This window comes from Bradyrhizobium sp. 132 (genome assembly GCF_023074185.1).
Taxonomy (GTDB): Bacteria; Pseudomonadota; Alphaproteobacteria; order Rhizobiales; family Xanthobacteraceae; genus Bradyrhizobium.
The window spans coordinates 1-17597 of the sequence record NZ_JADPKY010000120.1 but is presented as its reverse complement, the minus strand read 5'-3'; the positions used below and the strand labels follow the sequence as shown (position 1 = coordinate 17597).

The window sequence follows — 17597 nt, the reverse complement described above, 5'->3', positions numbered from 1 at the left end:
ACCACCGCCTCCGCCGCCGCCAGCGGCCGGTGTGGCCTCCGCCGCCCTCGGCAGCGGATGCGCGGGAGCGGGCGCGTTTTGGTTGGCCGGGACCAGCGACAGACGCGGCTCCTCGGTCCTGGCAAATCTGAGCCTGTCCGGATCGACGGCCGGCTCGAACGCCTCGTTCATCGACACCGCCTGCAGTCCGAAGGCGCGGACGAGCTCGGACGATCCTGCGTTCCGCTCCGCGGCGATCGAAGGCGTAGACGACGTATCCGTTTCCGCCTGTGTTGCCGGGTCCCCGGCGTCCGGCTTCGGCTGATGGGACGCCTCCTCCTTGCCGCTGCCGAACACCTGTTTCAGCAGAAGTCCCCACGATGCGAGTAGTATCGCGGGCACGATGGAACTGACGCGAGACCGTTCGTCGATGAGCGCGAACCGACGCGCCGGCGCGTCGAGCGCGCTGCGGTCCGGAATTCCCAAGGACAGCCGTTCGTCCATAGCCACCTCCCGCTGATCAGGCCGTCGCTGCGGTCGGGAACGGGATCGGCGCCGCCCGCGCGCCGACCACCTTGTCCTTCGGTCCGAACGCAACCAGCTTGCCGCCCTGGACAACACCGACATAATCGACCGCCGCCAGCGCCTTCGGACGGTGCGCAATCACGATGACGATCCCGCCGCGCGCCTTGACGCCTTCGATGGCCTCGCCCAGCGCTGCTTCGCCTGGCGCGTCCAGGTTCGAGTTCGGCTCGTCGAGCACGACGAGGAAGGGATCGCCGTAGAGCGCGCGCGCCAAACCGATGCGCTGCCGCTGGCCGGCAGAGAGCGCCGTGCCCGAGGGCCCTAGTTCGGTCTGGTAGCCGTCCGGCATGCGCGTGACCATCTCGTGGATTCCGGCTGCCTTGGCCGCGGCGATGATCTTGCGGGCGTCGGGCTCGGTCTCGAACCGCGAGATGTTCTCGGCGATGCTGCCGTCGAGCAGCGAGACGTCCTGCGGCAGGTAGCCGATATGCTCGCCGAGGGCATCGGCGCGCCATTGGTCGAGATCCGCGTCGTCCAGCCGGACTTTGCCCCTGAGCAGCGGCCAAACGCCGACGAGACCTTTGGCCAACGAGGTCTTGCCGCCACCGCTGGGCCCGATCAGGCCGAGCGCCTCGCCCGCATTGAGCTCGAAGCCGACTTCGCCGACCAGCACCGTGCCGCTACCCGGCGCGACCACGGTGATGCCTTCGACCTTCAGGCTCGCGCAAGGCTTAGGAAGCGGCAGGATGTGGCTGCCATCTTCTGCCGCAGCGAGCGTCTGCTTCAGACGGTTGAAGCTGCGCCGCGCTGCAGCGATCACCTTCCAGTTGCCGATGGCAGAATCGATCGGCGCCAGCGCCCGCGCCGAAGCCACCGAGCAGGCGATGATCGCGCCCGCCGAAAGCTCGCCCTTGATGGTGAGAAACGCGCCTAGCCCCAGCAGCGCCGATTGCAGCATCATGCGCATCACCTTGGCCATCCCGCCGAAGCTGCCGCTGATGTCGCTGGTTCGGGTCTGGAGCGCCAGATGGCGCGCATTGGCGGCTTCGAACCGGGCTACGGCGCGGCCGCCGAAGCCCATCGCCCGCAGGATGTCGGCGTTGCGGGCGTGCGAATCCGCCAGCGTGGAGCGCAGCACCGCCGCCTGGTGGGTCTCCCTGCCGGCCCGTCGGGTCAGCAGTTCGGTCGCGACGGTGAGCGACATCAGAACCACCGCGCCGGCCAGCGTGACCAGCCCCAGGACGGGATGGAGCAAATAGACGAAGCCGAGGAACAGCGGCATCCATGGCAGGTCGAAGAAGGCGATGGGGGCCTGGCTGCCCAGGAAGCCGCGCACGACATCGACGTCGCGGCCGCGCTCGAGCGCCTCGGAGGTGGAGTAGCCGTAGCGGGCCATCTCGATGACGACGTGGTGCGCCAAGGGCGCCAGCTTGGCGTCGAGGCGGGCCCCGAGGCGAACCAGGATCTGCGAGCGCAGGATGTCGAACATGCCCTGGAACAGATAGAGCCCGATGGCGAGCGCGGAGAGCGCCGCCAGGGTCGGGATGCTGTGGCTCGTCAGCGCCCGGTCGTAGATCTGCAGCATGTAGAACGAGCCGGTCAGCGCCAGCAAATTGATGATTCCGGACACTCCGAACAGGACAAGACCGATGCCCCGGTAGCTGCCGATCGGATTCTCTGTCGAATTCTTCCGCTTCGCGCTCTTGCCCATCGTGTCCTGCTCTTGCCCTTGGCTTCGGTGACGTCGTGCTCACCCGGGCGGCGGTTCGCCCGGGTGATGGTCGGTTGCGCCTAGTGCACGCCGTTGAAGTCGGCGGTCGTCAGCGCGTGGTTGCCGGCGCCGAGGTCGATCTTGAAGTCGGCCGCGGTGTCGCCGTTGGTGTTGCCGGAGACGAAGGTGTGCTCCGCGCCGTCCTTGACCTCTTGGGTGACGATCACCTGTCCGGCCGAGGTGAAGACGTTGCCGGCGAACAGCACGAAGGACTGGTTGCCAGCCGCCCCCGTGTTGGCGTCGATGGCCGACAGGTCGATCTTATCGCCCGGCTGGAAACCCTTGATGGTGTCGCCGTTGGCGTCGGCGGCGGAGCCGAACACGAAGGTGTCGTTGCCTCCGCCGCCGTCCATGACGTTCGCCGCCGAACTCGCCACGATGGTGTCGTTGCCGGAGCCGCCGATGAAGTCCTCGAACCCGAAGATCTGGTCGGTGCCGCTCTGGGCGCTGGCGACGCTGCCGTGCTGGCCGATGCCGTTGCCGAGATCGGCCGTGATGTTGGCGGAGATCGCCGAGTAGTCCAGCGTGTCTTCCTCGGTGTCGCCGAAGTAGGTGTCGTTGCCGTCGCCGACCGTCGCGATGATCCGGTCGCTGCCGGCGCCGCCGTAGACGGTGTCGTTGCCTGCACCGCCTTCCAGGGCGTCGTCACCCGCATCGCCGAACAGGCGGTCGTCGCCGGCGTCGCCCGTGATCAGGTCGCGTCCGGCGCCGCCGAAGAGATCGTCGTTGCCTTCGTTGCCGAACACCACGTCGTCGCCTGCACCGGCCTTCACCAGGTCGTCTCCGGCTCCGGCCTTCAGCGTATCGGCACCGTCGTTGCCGAGGATCACGTCGTCGCCGTCCAGACCACTGAGGACGTCGTCGCCGGCCGTCCCGACCATCACGTCGGCGGCTGCAGTTCCGATCTGGCCTTCGGCCATGCCCGGGTTGATCGCGGGCGGCATCGTCGGAAGCGGCGTGCCGGCACCGTCTTGTCCGTCGTGTTGATGGTCGCCCGGCGAACAATGTTGGTCGTCCTCGGAGCCCCCGCCTTGTCCGTCGTCGGAGCCGCCTTGGCCGCCGCTATCGCCGGTCCCGCCTTGGTCGCCCGGAGGCTGTCCGGTCTGGGTGTCGACCACGTCCTGCGGCCGCAGGGTGCCGGTGACCTGGTCGTCGCCTCCGCCTCCGTGGAACACGATGCGGTGGTCCGAGGTCAAGCCGGAGATGTCGACGGTGTCGGCGCCCGCGCCCCCGTTCACCGTGATCGTGCTGTAGTTCAGGCTGGTGCCGGTGAAGTTGCCGACGATGGAGACCGTGTCGCCGGCGACCGTGCCGCCGTCGAGGCCACCGTTGTTGTTGTTGGCCGTGACGTCGAGGGAGTTAATCGTGATCTCCTCGATGTTGTCGAGTTCCGCGATCACCGTCCCGTTGCGGGCGACGACGATCTCGGTGCCGGCATGCAGGCCCGTGAAGCCGGCATGCGCCGCGCTGCTGCCCGTGCCTGGACCGGCACCGTCCCAGTCGTCGGTGTTGGAGTAGATGGCGAAGGATTCCGCCGTGTTGTTGCCGGTGACCGTGAAGCGGTCGCCCGCCGCGCCGTTGGCGCCACCGTCGACGAAGTCGCGGCCGTCCGGCAGTTCGGGAATGATGGTGATGTTGCCGAACTTGACCGGATTGGTCACCGACCAGCCGATGCTGTCGTCGCCACCGCCCGCAAAGACCGTGTCGTCGCCGCGTCCGCCGGTGAGGACGTCGTTGGCCGCGCTTCCGACAAGGATGTCGTTGCCGCTCGATCCGTTGATCGTCGTGCCGTTGACCGCGGTCACTGTGACCGTGGCCGAGGCCGGTGCGACGCCGTCATTCACGGTATAGGAGAACGAGCCGCCGTTTGGCCTTGCCGGGTTGCCGCTCGTTCCGCTGTCGGTGACGGTGACCGCGCCAGCGGCATGGACCGCCGAGAGGCTGTTGAAGGAGCCGACCCCGGTGATCGCCAGCGCGTTGGGCCCATCCGTGTCGCTGTCGTTGGCGAGCAACGCCCAGTCCGGCACCACGATGCCGTTCGCGACGTTGCCGACGTTGGTGTAGACGTGGTCGGCGCCTACGCTCGGCGGATCGTTGACCGGAGTCACGTGGATAGTCGTGGTTGCGACGTTGCTGTCGGCCAAGCCGTCATTGACGGTGACGTGCACGATGCGGTCCGCATTGGTCGGGTTGTTGGAGTTGCTGGAGAACGTGATCGCCTGGATCGCGTTCTGGTAGGCCGCGATCGAGGCCTTGCCCGTCAGGCTGACGGTGATCTGCCCGGCAACGGAATTGTCGACCGAGCTCGCGATACCGTCGCCGGCGATGTCGTTCGCGTTGAGCGTGTCCCCCGCGACCCTGCCGGTCAGGACGACCTTCGCGGACATCAGCTGCGTGCCGTCGTCGACGATTCCCGGATGGTTGGCGATGCCGACGGCATTTCCGTTCTCCGTGAACGTCGCGACGTAGTCGGTGCTCGGAGCCGCCGCGGGCCTGACGTACGCGACCGACACGTTGTCGATCGAGATGGTGCCGTTGTTGGCGCTGTTGCCCGTGTTGGTGGCCGAGCTGACCACCTCGAACCGGAGAGCGGCGTTGGCGGTCACCGTCTCGCCGGCGTTCAGGGACGCGAGAAGATCGGCGGAGAACGTATGGGTGCCGAAGCCGGCCGCATTGGTGATGGTCCCGAGTTCGTGGAACGCCGGCGTCGCCGCCGTGGCATCCGCGGTGAAGAGGACGCGGACGAAGTCGCCGTTGTCGAAGCTGTTCTGGTTGTAGGTGAAGGCAAGCTTCGCCTCCACGACCCCGGCAAGGTTCACCACCCGCTGGACAGTGGCCCCGTCGGCGTTGTCCGTGAACTGCAACTGCTGCGAGCCCACGCGAATCTGTCCCGCGGCGGCGTTGCCGTTGACCGCGCCGTTGAAGTTGTCGCCGGTTTCGCTCCAATTGCCGGTCCAGTTCGAGCCGCCGGCGTAGGTACTGGAGGCGAAGTTGTCGGCCGCGGCGCCGGGATCGAAGGCGTGAAGCTTCAGGTTCGGGGGCGTGTTGATCAGCGAGAAGTCCTGGTCGGCGAAGCGCAGCAGCTCCACACCCACGACCAAGTCGGTGCCGTCGGTGACGATCGGCGCCCCGTTGGCGTCGACGCCGTTCGGATCCCGGAGGTCTGTCACCTTGTAGGCCGTGACCGTCCCCTCATGGGCGCTCTGGAATGAGATGGGGTCGATGCGATAGTCGGCGTAGTTGCCGGTAAAGACCGCGATGTCCGGTTTGGCCAGCGTACTGGCGTCCGTCCCGCCGTCACCGAGCATGTTGTCCTTGAAGAATTGGGTGCGCAGCATTTCGGTGAAATGCTTGTCGAACACCTGTGTGCCCAGCGCGGCGTTGTCGAGCAGTCCGGCGCCAAGGGTATCGTCGTATGCGACGCGATGCGAGGCTCCCTGATAGCGGGCGTCCTGCAGCCGCAACGCCTCCGTTGAGCCGTCGTTGTTGTTGTTGTGATCATAGGTCGAGGCGATCTCGCTGCCCTGCGCGTCGTGCCCCTGGATGTACTGGCCGATCAGGGTGTCGAGCCGGACCGAGCCGCCGACGATAACGTCGTTGCCCGCGTCGCCGGTCAGCAGATCGGCGCCGGAGCCGCCCACCACCCAGTTGTCGCCCGAATCGCCGCCCAGATTGTCGTCGGACACGCTGCCGACCAAGCCTTCGAGCTCGAACGCCGCTGGGACCGACTGCGCGCTGTTGACGGCGGCCAGCGGGTTCGCCTGCATATCGAGGTCGTAGGTGACGCCGACGGGGCGGGCGTGCTGCAGACTGAAGTCCATGATGTCGAAACCGATCGTGCCGGGAGTATTACCCTCGTCGGTGACGCCATCCCCGCCCAGGACTTCGTCTGGTCCCGTACTCAGGGCCTGGGCGATGTCGCCGACCTTGAACCAGTCGTCGCCTGCCTGGCCGAAGGAGATGTCGACGTCGGTGCCGTCGAGCAGCATGTCGTCGCCGTTGCTGCCGTACAGCATGTCGGTGCCAGAGCCGCCGTCGAGGTAGTCGTTGCCGTCGTTGCCTTCGAAGAACGGGTCGGTGTCCTGTTCGCCGTACATGACGTCGTCGCCGGTACCGCCGAACAGCTTGTCGATGCCGAGGCCGCCGTTGATGTAGTCGTTACCGGCGCCGCCGATGACCTGGTCGAGGCCGTTGATGTCGGTGCCGCTCGATTCGCCGTACAGGAAGTCGTCGCCGGCGCCGCCGTCGATCAGATCGGGGTTGTCGCCGCCGTAGATTGTGTCGGAACCCCCGCCACCGTATAGGCGGTCGATGCCGTAGCTGCCGTAGATCCTGTCATTGCCGTCTTCGCCGTAGACGGTGTCGTCGCCGCCTTGGGCGTAGATCAGGTCGGCGCCCTTCGAGCCGACTATGATCTCGTTGGATTCGGCGCCGGAATTGGGCGTGCCGTCGAGATTGACGAAGCCGTTCTGCCCGTAGGCGCTGTTGGGATCGGTGTCAGCCAGGCGCGTGTCCTGGATGTAGTGCACGCCGCCGATGACGACTTCGTGGCCGTCGTTCAGGTTGCCGCGACCACCGTTCGAGTAAATGCCGATCGTTCCGGCGTCGACCGCGGCAATGTCGCCGTATTTGTGCTCGTTGCCGGTCGTCAGGTATTCAATCTGTCCGGGAGCCAACACTTCCTTGTGGGCGCCGAGGTCGACGTACTGGTCGGCGTATCCGAAGATGTTGCCGTTGAGGTGAGTCAGGCCGGTGGTGCGTTCGACCATGTCCTTCAGCTGGGCGTTGACGATCTCGGTGCCGAACTGGACGCCGAACAGGCGGTAGAGATAGTAGAAGCGGTCGCCGTCCATCAGCTTCTCGATCTGATCGACGAAGATGCGGTCGAAGGTCTCGCCAAGCAGGCCGCCCGGCTGGTGGACTTCGGCCAGGCCGCCGAGCCAGGTATCGATCTGGTTGAAGGCGAGCGTGCCGACGCCGCCGGCGGCTTCGTCGCCATTCATGAAGCCATAGGCCTGATCGAGAGAGATGCCGAGCGTGCCGGCCGCGACGCTGCCGTCGACGATTCCGACGATGGTGTTAGCCTTGTCCAGGTCACCGTCGAAGGCGTAGGCGGCGATGAAGTTGGTCAGCGAGCTCGGGTGCTGCATGTTTTGGCCGAAATCGTTCCAGCTGGTGTATTCCGAATAGCCCAGCGTGTGGCGCACCTCATTCAAGGTCGGCATGCCTACATCGCGGCCTCGGGCGATGTTGATCGCGGCGAGGTCGAGCGGTTGATCGAGCAGGCCCTGGTTGAGCGCCGGGGTGACGAACTCGTCGACCTCGTTCATCTGCTGGTGCGTCATGCCGAGGACGATCGCCGAAGGTCCGACGTCGGCGAACTTGTCCGGGGCCAGGAAGGCCGCTTTCAGGGCATACCCCATGATCTTGCCGGTCAGGCCGCCGGACGGATCGATGGTGTCGATCGTCTCGCGCAGGGTGGAGTGGCCGAAGCGGAAGGCGGCCTGGGAGTATTCAAGGGAGATCGCGGAGTCGACCTCCGTCGAGTAGGCGCCGAACTCCTGGATGTTGGGGGAGACGTTGCGTGCGTACTGGTCGACTGCGGCGTGCTGGTACTCCATTTCGACGACCAGCTTGGCCCCTTCGAACATCTTGTCCTGGTTCCAGGAAATGTTGCCGGTGGCGTCCAGGTAGTCGCCAGCGGCGTTCATGCCGTGCCCGGTGTCGATCTGGAAGCCGTGCAGCGCGGCGTGGGTCGCGTCGCCCGAGACCACGTCCTGCGTGTGCAGCGCCTCGATGATGTTCTGGATCTGGTAGTTGTGCTCTTCGTGGAACACGTGGTGGATCGAGGTGAGACCGAAATTCTCGTTCACGCGCCCGTCGCCGGCCACGTAATGGTCTCCGACCGATGCCATCAGGATTTCGCCGACGGCGTCGTGCAGCGCTCCGGCCGGGCTCGTGATGCTGAAGTCCGCGAAGTTGACGAAGGGAAAGAGCGCGTTGGCGCCGTCCAGCGTGTGCGGCGTTCCGGCCGGCGCGCCCGCAGGCAGGTTCTCCATGAACAGCGTCAGCTTGTGCGTGGTCGCATCGACCCCGAAGCTGGATCCCGCGCCGTAGGTCGTCTTGACGTAGCCGTCGATGGTCGAGATCGCCGCAGCCACCTTGGCGGATTGCCCCGGGGTGCCGTAGCTCGCCTCTCCCGCGTCCTGCGCGCCGTTGGCGTTCTTGTCGTAGAAGCCGGCCATGTGGCCGGCGTCGAAGCGCGGATTCATATCGAGCAGCAGCGCCGAGCCGCTGGTGCCGGCGATGACGTGGCCGGAGGCGTCGCGGTTGCGCAGGTCGTTGACGTCCTCCCAGGTCAGCGCGTCTCGTCCGGTGGCGTCGACATGGGCGCGCAATTCGTCGAGCGTCGGTAGCGTCTGGTGGGTCGAGACGCCGTCCGCCCTGGTCCAGGCGGTCTCAAGCGTCTGCCCGTCGAACAGGTTCATGCCTGCGTGGTACTGTCCCGTGGCCGGGTCCTTGACCCATTCCCTCAGGAGGGTGGTGAGCTGCTCGTGCGAGCCGTAGGTCTGGCTCTGATCGATGAAGGGAGAGGTGTGGTTGACGTATTCCGGGCCGTTGGTGTCGACGGTCTGGACCGTGGCGCGGTTGATGGTGATTTCGTGCACCGGCTGCCCGTCCGGTCCCAGCATGCCGTACAGCGGATCGTCGCTGGCGAGTGCGATCTTGATGGTCTGGCCCGAAGCCTTGCCGATGAAGTCCAAGCCATGGTCGAAGAACTGGCCGAACAGCACGAAGAAGCCGTTGGAGGGCGACACGCCGGGATTGAGCCCGCCGATGAAATGGTCGTTCTGGCCGGCCGAGGCCGCAAGCCGCGCCTGGGTGTCGACCTGGCCGAGGCCGATCGCATCCGGCCCGACCGCCGCCGCCTCAGCCGCCGTCTTTAGGACGCCCCAGTCGAGCACCTTGGCGGTGCCCGTCGTGGGATCGTAGTAGATTTCGTTGGACTGGTGGGACGAGTCTCCGAGTTCGCCCTGGTGGTTTGCCCAGGTGTCGAAGGTGACGCCCGCCGTCGTTGTAGTCAGGCTGATCATGCGCGGCGTGTAGTCGACGACGTTCGGCAGGTCGATCCTGGTGCCGTCGGCGGCGGTCTGGGCGCCGGCTGGATCGGCCTTGATAGCGTAGTCGCCGTTCAGCGCCGGGTTGAAACCGCCGGTCGCGGCGCTGTAGGAGGAATAGTAGGTCTTGGCCGCGGCGTAGACGCGGTCGGCGACCGCCTCCATCACGGACGAATAGCCGGCGTAGTCGGCGGCCCCCGAGCGCGTGAAGATCTGGTCGACCGCACCGAACGTCGAGTTGATGAGCGAAAGATTGTTGTTGAGTCCGCTGGGATCACGCAGGCCAGCGAAGTCGAATTCGGAATAGTAGGACTGTCCCCACTGCGCGATGGCTGCCGTCGATGCCGCGTCGCCGGCGACGGTCCCTCCGCTGCCGATGAGATTGCCGTGAGAGTCGTAGACCGCGCCCGTGCCGTCCCAAAGGATGATGGCGTTGCCCGCCGCATCGAATAGCGGGCGGAAGTTGACCTGGCTGAGAATGAAGTCGATGTCGCTCTGATCGATTACGAACGGCTTGAGATAATTCGCCATGATCCACTCCTGCCAAGATCCATGGAGACCGGACGGCCGGATCTCCCACATTGCAAAAGCATGTCGAGTCCTCCGTGGGCGCGGTAGGGCAGAAGGTCGAGCGAAAACTTCGGGTCGATGGTCGAATGGGTCGCATGCGATCAAAGTCCCTTGCTTCCGACTTTAGTCCGAAGCCAAATCGGTCTTTCGACGGCAGGCGCGCATCCGCGGGAAGCTCGGCCAACTCCTGCGCTGGCGTTAACCCTGACGGCCGCTTCAGACGAGCCGTACGAGCGGGGGTACGGTCTTCACCATGTTTCGCGGAAGTTGAAAGCGGCTCCGATCGAAGCATATGATGTCGCTGATTTAAGCATCTGTTCATCAATGACATTGTTCGAGAATGATCGTCATGGAGCCACTCGTGGGGGAAGTCTCCGCCGCCGATGACGCTGATCGGCAGATTCGTCGCGTCGACAGTGCCTCATTGAGAGCCTATGCAGACAAGCCGGAGTCCAAAAGGACGACCAACGCATTCCTCCGGATTCGCCGGAGCCGGCTGCGTAGCTGGTGGATTCGAAGGTCTCTCTTCGGGCAGTTCGCGCTGTTGTCTTCGCTTGTGCTATCGCTTTCCGTCGCGGCCGTCGGGGGATGGGTCGGCAATCGCATCGCCGATGGCGTTCTGCGCGGCACCAGCGGCGCCGCCGCGCTGTACATGACGAATTTCGTGGAGCCCTACGTCCAGTCGATGGACGGCGGGGGCGCGCCGAGTGCCGAAGACCTTCGCGGACTGGACGCGGTCGCCGAATTGCTGAAAGCCAGGCGGCATGTCGCCTCCGTCAAGATCTGGGGGCGGGACGGCACCATCGTTTACAGCACGCAAAAGAGCCTAATCGGAAGGCAATTTCCGACGACCGACCTCGCACCTTCGCTGCAAGGGCAAATTCGTGCGGGGATGGCGGACCTTGAGGACGACGACAGTGAATTCGAACGCTCGCTGTCGATGCCACTGTATGAGATATTTCTGCCTCTCTACAAGAACGAGACGGAAAGGATCATCGCCGTCGCCGAAATCTACGAAGACGCCGGCGCGCTTCTCCGCGATCAGGCAAGCGCCGTCCGCGGTGCCTGGGCGGTTGTCGGGTCTGCAGGTCTCGTCACCCTCTTGGCTCTGTTCATTGTGGTCCATCAGGGAAGCACGACGATCAAAAGGCAGAGGATGGCGATCAAGCAGCGGTTCCGGGAGAAGGTGCTGCTGCATCGCAAGAACGACATCCTCAAATCTGAAAGAGAAGACGCGCTTCGCACTGCCGTTCGTATCGACGATCTTGTCCACACACGGCTCGGAGCCGAGCTCCACGATGGCCCTGCCCAGCTGATATCCTTCGCGCTCCTGCGGCTCGACGGTCTGGAGCAACAGCTGGAAGGCGGGCCGTCCAAAGCGCGAACTCTCCTGACGGAATTCCGGAGCGCCCTTCAGGACGCGCTCAAGGAGCTGCGCGCAATCGCCGCCGATCTGCTTCTTCCTGATCTTGGCGATGGCGGCAATCTCACCGAAATGCTCCGGAAAATCATCAGAGCGCATGAAGGCCGCGCCGCCTGCGTCGTCGATTTCGAGATGACCGGAGTGCCCGAGAAATTGCCTCGCGATGCGGTACGTTGCGTCGTTCGAGTGACGCAGGAGGCGTTGAACAACGCCTACAAGCATTCCGGGAGCGACCGGCAGACCGTGACGGTTAGTTACGGCGCCGGGAAACTGCGGCTTTCGGTTCGCGACCTCGGATGCGGTTTTCCGCGTACAGCAGCCAAGTCCCCTTCCGGTCTTGGAATGGCGGGCATGGTCTCCCGCGTGAGAGCGCTGGGCGGCACCTTCTCAGTAATCTCCACCCCGGGGCAAGGCGCGGAGATCTCGTGCGAGCTTTTCGTCCCAGGTTCGGACTCCGGAACCGTCGACAACTTAAAAGATAGTCAATCCATCTAAAGTGATTGAAACTTTATCCTTACGATGCCTATTCTCCGAGCATTCTGGAATGCCGTTTTTTTCTCAGTGTTTTTTCAATTGTGAGAGTGCGCATATGGAAACCTTTTGTGAGCAGGCCACGATTGCCATCGTCGACGATCATCCGATCTACCGTCAAGGACTGGCCGCCGTCTTTCGAGCGGAGGCTCGCTTCAAAGTCGTAGCCGAAGGCGCCTCTACAGCAGACGCGCTGGATATCGTAAAAGCACATCGCCCGAGCATCCTCGTTCTCGATCTCGGAATTCCCGGCGATAGCCTGGAGACACTCAAACAATTGTGCGTCGAATTCCCCGGAACGCACTGCGTGATACTCACCGCCTGCGACGATCCGCAGACCGGCATCGCCGCCCTGAACGCCGGCGCCCACGGCTACATCCTGAAGGGGGTCAGCGCGAGTGAATTGAAGGCAGCTATCTGGGCCGTCTTCAAGAACGAGTCCTCGTTCGTCTCACCGGAATTTGCGGCACGACTGCTTTTCGCGGTTCAACGGAAGGAGGCGGTGTCGATCGATGTGGGTCTCAGTCATCGCGAACTCCAGATCATCGCTGAGGTTGAGAGAGGCTCCACCAACAGGATGGTCGCCGAAAAACTCAAGATCAGCGAAAAGACCGTCAAGCACTACATGAGCAGCATCATGCAGAAGTGCGGCGCGACAAACCGCGTGTCCGCGGTCATGGCGTATCAGAGGATGCGCCAGTCCGGCCAACACGCCTGAACGACGACGGTGAATCACGCTGCGAATCCGCGTAGCGCGCTGGTCGGCCGGTTACTTTGCGAAAGTCGCAATGGGCCGTCCTCGTGCGCGGTAATCCTGCAGGCGGCTATCAGAGGCGAGGTATCGCTGGACGAACTCAGGCAGGCCGGCCGTGACGCCCTTTCGCGTGCGCCAGCGATGTGGCGCTGATCGGTCGAGCCGGGCGTGAATTTCCAGGTCACGGTGCTGAAGATCCTGGTGAGCTATCCGGACGGCTTCGCCGTCATGGAGGACCTCAAGCGCGACATGGCGATCCTGGCGACCAGTGGCCGCGAATGGGCGGACCCGACCAAACGCCTCGCCGCCCGAGTACCGGATCTCGACATCTTTTCCCACGGGCTGGTCGAACGCATCAGCGGCGGATGGCAGATCACGCCCAAGGGACGGGCAGTGCTCGAGTTCATGGAAACCCTTCCCGCTACGCCCGAACCGATCCAGGCGCCTTTGATCGAGCAGGCTGCGGCTCCGATACTCGCCGCGAGCCAGGTTCCTCCGCTGCGGCAGCCCGTTGATCGAGCCAAGCGGCGGCGCGAACGTCGGCGCGAGGCGCGCGAACGAGCAAGGATGAACGCGTCCTGATCAAAGGAAAAAGCCGCCAGCTGGGCTCGGCGGCTTGATAGTCCCGGACTGTCGATGCCTCCTCAGCCCCACGCGTACCGCCGTTACCTTGTTTGCGGCCATGCCGCCCCGATCTAACGAGCGCGTTTCGATTCGGCCATCGGGCTGCCGAGTTGTGCACGGGGTCCTTACAAAGCCGGCAAGGGGCGCAACGAGGTCGACGGGAGCCGAACCCGCGCGGTATCGCCCGCCGCGACCGGTCCGCCGGCCCGCACCACGCCCAGCACCCCGGATTTGAACGGAGGGCCCGTTTCCACCGACGAGAGCATCTGTCGTTTAAGCCCGGCCCGGAAGCGGTCAATGAGGATGCAAGGCGTCCGGAGGCCGGTCAGCTCTATGACCGTCGAGGGCCCGAGCTCGATAAGGGTCCCGAGCGGCATCCGCTCGAGATCCAGGCCGGTTGTGGTGATGTTCTCGCCCAGGTCGCCCGCTGCGACTTCGAAGCCAACTTCCAGAAGGGATGCAAAGAGCTCGGCCGGGATCAGGTGGACCTGCCGGAGATTGGGTAACCGGGGCTGGCGCCGGGCAAGATAGCGGTGTCGGACAACCGGGCCGGCGTGTGCGTCGCCTTGATACCATGGCCTTCCACCAGCACGCTCGGATCCTGCGGCGGTTTGCTGAAGTGGTGGCCGCGATCAGCGGCAACCGCGACCACGGTGCCCTCCAGCGAGAAGCCGTGCAAATGCGGCATCAGGCCGCCCGAGCGAGCGAGCGCCGCTTGTGGCGGAGGTAGCGGGTGATCTCCGGAAGAGCCATCGCGTTCAGGATCCGGTCCGGTGGCACGCCGCCCTTGCGCGCCATCTCGACACCCCAGTGCATGTGGTCGAGCTCGGGAATCGAGTGCGCGTCCGGATTGATGCTGAGCATGCAGCCGAAGTCGAGGGCCGTCTGGTGCCAGCGCCAGTCCAGGTCGAGCCGCCATGGGTGAGCGTTGATCTCGACGGCGACTTCATGCTTCGCGCAGGCCCGCAGCACCTTCTCGATATCGATTTCGTAGCCTGGTCGCCGCTGCAGCTGGCGCCCGGTCATGTGGCCGATGATGGTGGTGTGAGGGTTGGAGATAGCACGAAGCAGCCGCTGCGTCTGCGCCTTGCGGTCCAGTTTGAAGCGGCCGTGTATGCTCGCGACCACGAAATCGAAACGCTCCAGCACCTCGTCCGGATAGTCGAGCGATCCGTCGGCCAGAATATCGGATTCGATACTTTTGAGGATCCGGAAATCCTTGCCGAAGCGCTTGTTCAGGCGGTCGGCTTCCCGGTGCTGCTGCGCGATCTCCTCCACCGAGAGACCGCCAGCGTAGTGGGCGGACTTGGAATGATCGGCGACGCCGAAATATTCGAAACCGCGCTGGCGCGTAGCCTTCGCCATCGTCTCCAAGGTCTAGGTGCCGTCGGAGGCGTCCGTGTGGCAGTGAAGAATTCCCCGCAGGTCATTGTCGGTGACTAGCTTCGGCAACTTGCCCTTGAGAGCCAGCTCGACCTCGCTCCGCCCCTCCCGGAGTTCGGGATCGATGAAGGGCAAGCCGAGGGCGCGGTAGATCTCGGACTCGTCGCCGGCGACCAGCGTGCGGCCCTTGTGCAACCCGTCCGCCTCCAACCGCATTCCTTTTTCGGCGGCCAGCGCTTGGAGCTGCTCGATGTGAGCGGCCGAGCCGGTGGCGAAGAGAAGCGTAGCGCCGAAGTGCTTTCGATCGGACAGCCGGATCTGCAATCCGTCAGCAGCTGACGCCTTCGACCTTTTGTCCATCTTGGGTGCTTCCGCGACGATCGCGAGGTCGCCGACGAGTTCGCAGCCGCGGCGGAACTCGCCTGCGATCGTGACGCGCTTCAGCTCGGGTTGAGACTTGCGGATCGAGTCCTTGGCGTGAGCGAGCAGAGCCGCCGCACGGTGCAGGTGGAGGCGGTCTTCTTCGCGCTTCGCGATGGCGAGGTTCTGCAGGATCTTGGTTTGCAACGCGGCCCCGAGGCCTTTGGCCTTCTTGATGCGGTCGTCCTTGGCGGCGGCCTCCAGCTCCGTTAGCGAGGCGATGCCGAGATCCCGGTACAGACGCAGCACTTTCTCGGTGCGGAGGCCAGGCACGGCGAGCATCTCGAGCACACCCTCGAGAATCCCTTTCCGCAGTTTTTCGAGGCTCGGATGAGTGCCGGTCTTGTGGAGCTTGGTAATGATGTCCCCGATCGCCTCGCCGACGCCGGGGATTTCCGTGAGCCGGTCCTCGGCGACGAGCACATCGAGAGGGATCGCAAGGGCCGCCAGGTTGTCCGCGGCCCGTGAATGGGCTTTTGCCCGGTAGGGATTGCCGCCGCGCAAGGCTGTTCGCTGTGCGTATTCTCGCAGAAGGCTCGCTACGGTGCGGGTATCGAGGGAAGCCACTTAGCGAACCTCCCGCCCGGCGCGCGGCCAGCTCGACTGAGCAAAGTGACTTTGAGAGGGTGGGCCATCTCCAGGCCGCCGATCGAGGGATCTCTCGAGCTTCTGCGCAGCGCGGAAGTCCTCAAGGTGCTGCGTGTTCGGGCCGTAAGCCGCCTCCTTCTTGAGGAGATTATAGATCCGCCCGGCCAGCAGCTGCAGATGTTTCATCCTGCCGTGCGGCATCGACCGGGCCGTGCAAAGAGCTCGGACGGCGTAGGCCCGGAAATAGTCAAAAGCGTCCGACATGATGTCGGTAAACGCCTACTCTCGCCTTTAGTTCTGTCGGCATCGTGAGGCCCGCAAGCTGTTCGGTCCTGCATTTGGGCGTGTACTCAAAAGCGTCAACCTTCAGCCATCCGTTCGCTCTTGACCGGAGCGTATCGAAAGCAGCTGCAACATTCGTTTGCGACCGCCCCTGTTCCGAGCGTTCAAACGTCACGCTTTCGGACTTGGCTGCGGCGTAGGTGCGGCTTGAGGAGTTTGAGAAGGTGTGGGATTACTCTGCTGCTGAGGTGCTGCGGCGTCGCCGCCCGCATGAGGAACGCAGGTACCGATGTTGCTGAGCAGGCGTTTGGCCTGGAGGTCGCGGACCTTCGAGTATTCGCGCCGTCGCTCGATATTGGCCGCGGCCCATCGGTCCCAGGCCTCGAAAGCGTCCGTATAGTGCTTTCGCATCTGCTCCTCGGCGGCAAGGCAATCGGCGAACTTGTCGAACACCAGGTCGGTGTTGACCGGTGTCATGCCTCCTACCAGGACAACGAGCATCCATTTCATCTTGGTTACGCCATTCGCACCGCCTGAATTCTTCGCTAAAGTGAAGAATTTCCGGTCACGGTGGGTTAGATCGCCCGGCGGCTGCGCCCGGCCACAAAACCGTAGACAAGAAGCACGATAATGGCACCCACGACCGCCCCCACCAGCCCTGCGCCTTCTCCGGGCCTATACCAGCCCAGAGACTGGCCAAGATAGGTCGCAACGAACGCGCCCACTATTCCCAGGATCGTCGTGAGGATGAAACCCGAGGGCTCATTGTCGCCGGGCATGATGAACTTCGCGATGACGCCTGCGATGAAACCGATGATGATCGTCCAGATGATGCTCATATCTCTTCTCGAGTTGTGAGTAGTATTATCCCGCCGATTGCGCCGGAAGACGTCCGTCAGGCGTGTATTTGTCCACGGCTGTCGGAAGTTCGCGAGACAATCGGTGGAGGATCTCCTGCTGCGACAGGCCGGTCTGCTGCTCCAGTTTTTGAAGAACGTCCGGACCGATAGCCTGCTGGAGTTCGGGCGGGGTGACTTCCCGATTTGGCCCCTGATTGATCCAGGATTGGGCCGCCTCGCCCTGTCCGTTCTGCTTGAAGTGCTCGAGCAATTCGCCGATCCCGCCGTTCAGGAGCGAACCCACGCCGCCGCCTCCCACAAGGCCGCCAAGGTTGCCGAGCATGCCGCTCATGGAATCCTTGGCACCCGCCGGCTGACCGGAGGTGGCATTGCGAAACATGTCCGCCAGCTTGTCCCGATTTTGATAACCGGCGATTGCGAGCATACCCAAGAGGGCGGTCATTGATGGCATTCCGCGGCTCATTTTCGACTCCTGAGTTCGATGACGGGTACGTGCGCAAGAAATGGCGGCCCGCCTAGTGCGGGCCGCCGGGTAATTCAACGCATTCCGGTGCCGTAGAGTTGGCGCTCTCTGCGGACCTCGTCCGCGCCGTAAGGCTGGGCGGAGGGATCGTAACTCTTCCACCCGGCCTTCTGCCAGGCTGCGCTCCGGTCGCGCAGATTAACGGCGGACTGGTTCAGGATCGCGTCGTAGCGCGCGCGCTCCGCATCCGGCACACGAGCCGAAACCAGCGTGCCGCCGCGCCTCACACCTTCAGCGTAGAGTGGT

At 64.3% G+C, this 17597-nt stretch carries 11 protein-coding genes and 2 pseudogenes; 3 read left to right on the top strand and 10 right to left on the bottom strand.

Translation table 11 applies throughout. The annotated features are described in order from the left end of the window. The 3 genes from IVA74_RS25145 to IVA74_RS25135 all read right to left on the bottom strand — a co-directional run. Nucleotides 1–483, bottom strand: a 483-nt coding sequence (locus IVA74_RS25145) for a hypothetical protein (protein ID WP_247349006.1), incomplete at its 3' end; no start/stop codon positions are given. Between the two features lie 16 nt (nt 484–499). Then, nucleotides 500–2215 carry a type I secretion system permease/ATPase gene (locus IVA74_RS25140; protein WP_247349005.1) on the bottom strand — a complete coding sequence of 572 codons (1716 nt, stop codon included), beginning with the start codon at nt 2213–2215 and terminating at the stop codon, nt 500–502. A gap of 80 nt (nt 2216–2295) precedes the next feature. Further along, nucleotides 2296–9924, bottom strand: coding sequence for a peroxidase family protein (locus tag IVA74_RS25135; RefSeq protein ID WP_247349004.1), 7629 nt, complete (start codon nt 9922–9924; stop codon nt 2296–2298). Nucleotides 9925–10303: 379 nt separating this feature from the next. Between IVA74_RS25135 and IVA74_RS25130 the strand changes: the two genes are divergently transcribed. The 3 genes from IVA74_RS25130 (at nt 10304) to IVA74_RS25120 (ending at nt 13253) form a co-directional block, all read left to right on the top strand. Then, the gene (locus tag IVA74_RS25130; RefSeq protein WP_247349002.1) at nt 10304–11881 is read left to right on the top strand and encodes a sensor histidine kinase; all 1578 of its coding nucleotides are present in this window, start codon (nt 10304–10306) and stop codon (nt 11879–11881) included. Nucleotides 11882–11975: 94 nt separating this feature from the next. Continuing rightward, nucleotides 11976–12635, top strand: a complete 660-nt coding sequence (locus tag IVA74_RS25125; protein ID WP_247349000.1) for a response regulator transcription factor — start codon at nt 11976–11978, stop codon at nt 12633–12635. Nucleotides 12636–12839: 204 nt separating this feature from the next. After that, nucleotides 12840–13253: a winged helix-turn-helix domain-containing protein gene (locus IVA74_RS25120; protein WP_247348998.1), complete on the top strand. Its 414-nt coding sequence runs from the start codon at nt 12840–12842 to the stop codon at nt 13251–13253. A 167-nt stretch (nt 13254–13420) separates the two neighbouring features. Here IVA74_RS25120 and IVA74_RS41250 read toward each other — a convergent pair whose 3' ends face one another. From IVA74_RS41250 to IVA74_RS25090, 7 genes and pseudogenes are all read right to left on the bottom strand, one after another. Further along, complete coding sequence (locus IVA74_RS41250) at nt 13421–13747, bottom strand: MOSC domain-containing protein (protein WP_346730979.1); 327 nt, start codon at nt 13745–13747, stop codon at nt 13421–13423. Between the two features lie 26 nt (nt 13748–13773). Next, complete coding sequence (locus IVA74_RS41245; RefSeq protein ID WP_346730978.1) at nt 13774–13983, bottom strand: hypothetical protein; 210 nt, start codon at nt 13981–13983, stop codon at nt 13774–13776. Beyond that, nucleotides 13983–15665 (bottom strand): annotated as a pseudogene (locus IVA74_RS25110) (PHP domain-containing protein). The gene IVA74_RS41245 and the pseudogene IVA74_RS25110 overlap by 1 nt, the downstream one beginning before the upstream one ends. A 474-nt stretch (nt 15666–16139) precedes the next feature. Continuing rightward, on the bottom strand, nt 16140–16478 hold the full coding sequence (locus IVA74_RS25105) for a hypothetical protein (protein WP_247348996.1): 339 nt from the start codon (nt 16476–16478) through the stop codon (nt 16140–16142). A gap of 65 nt (nt 16479–16543) precedes the next feature. After that, nucleotides 16544–16807 (bottom strand): GlsB/YeaQ/YmgE family stress response membrane protein, encoded by a 264-nt coding sequence (locus IVA74_RS25100; RefSeq protein ID WP_007611688.1) that lies wholly within the window; start codon nt 16805–16807, stop codon nt 16544–16546. 25 nt (nt 16808–16832) lie between these two features. After that, nucleotides 16833–17291, bottom strand: coding sequence for a YidB family protein (locus IVA74_RS25095; RefSeq protein WP_247348994.1), 459 nt, complete (start codon nt 17289–17291; stop codon nt 16833–16835). Between the two features lie 74 nt (nt 17292–17365). Further along, nucleotides 17366–17597, bottom strand: a pseudogene (locus IVA74_RS25090) (hypothetical protein); the annotation flags it as partial.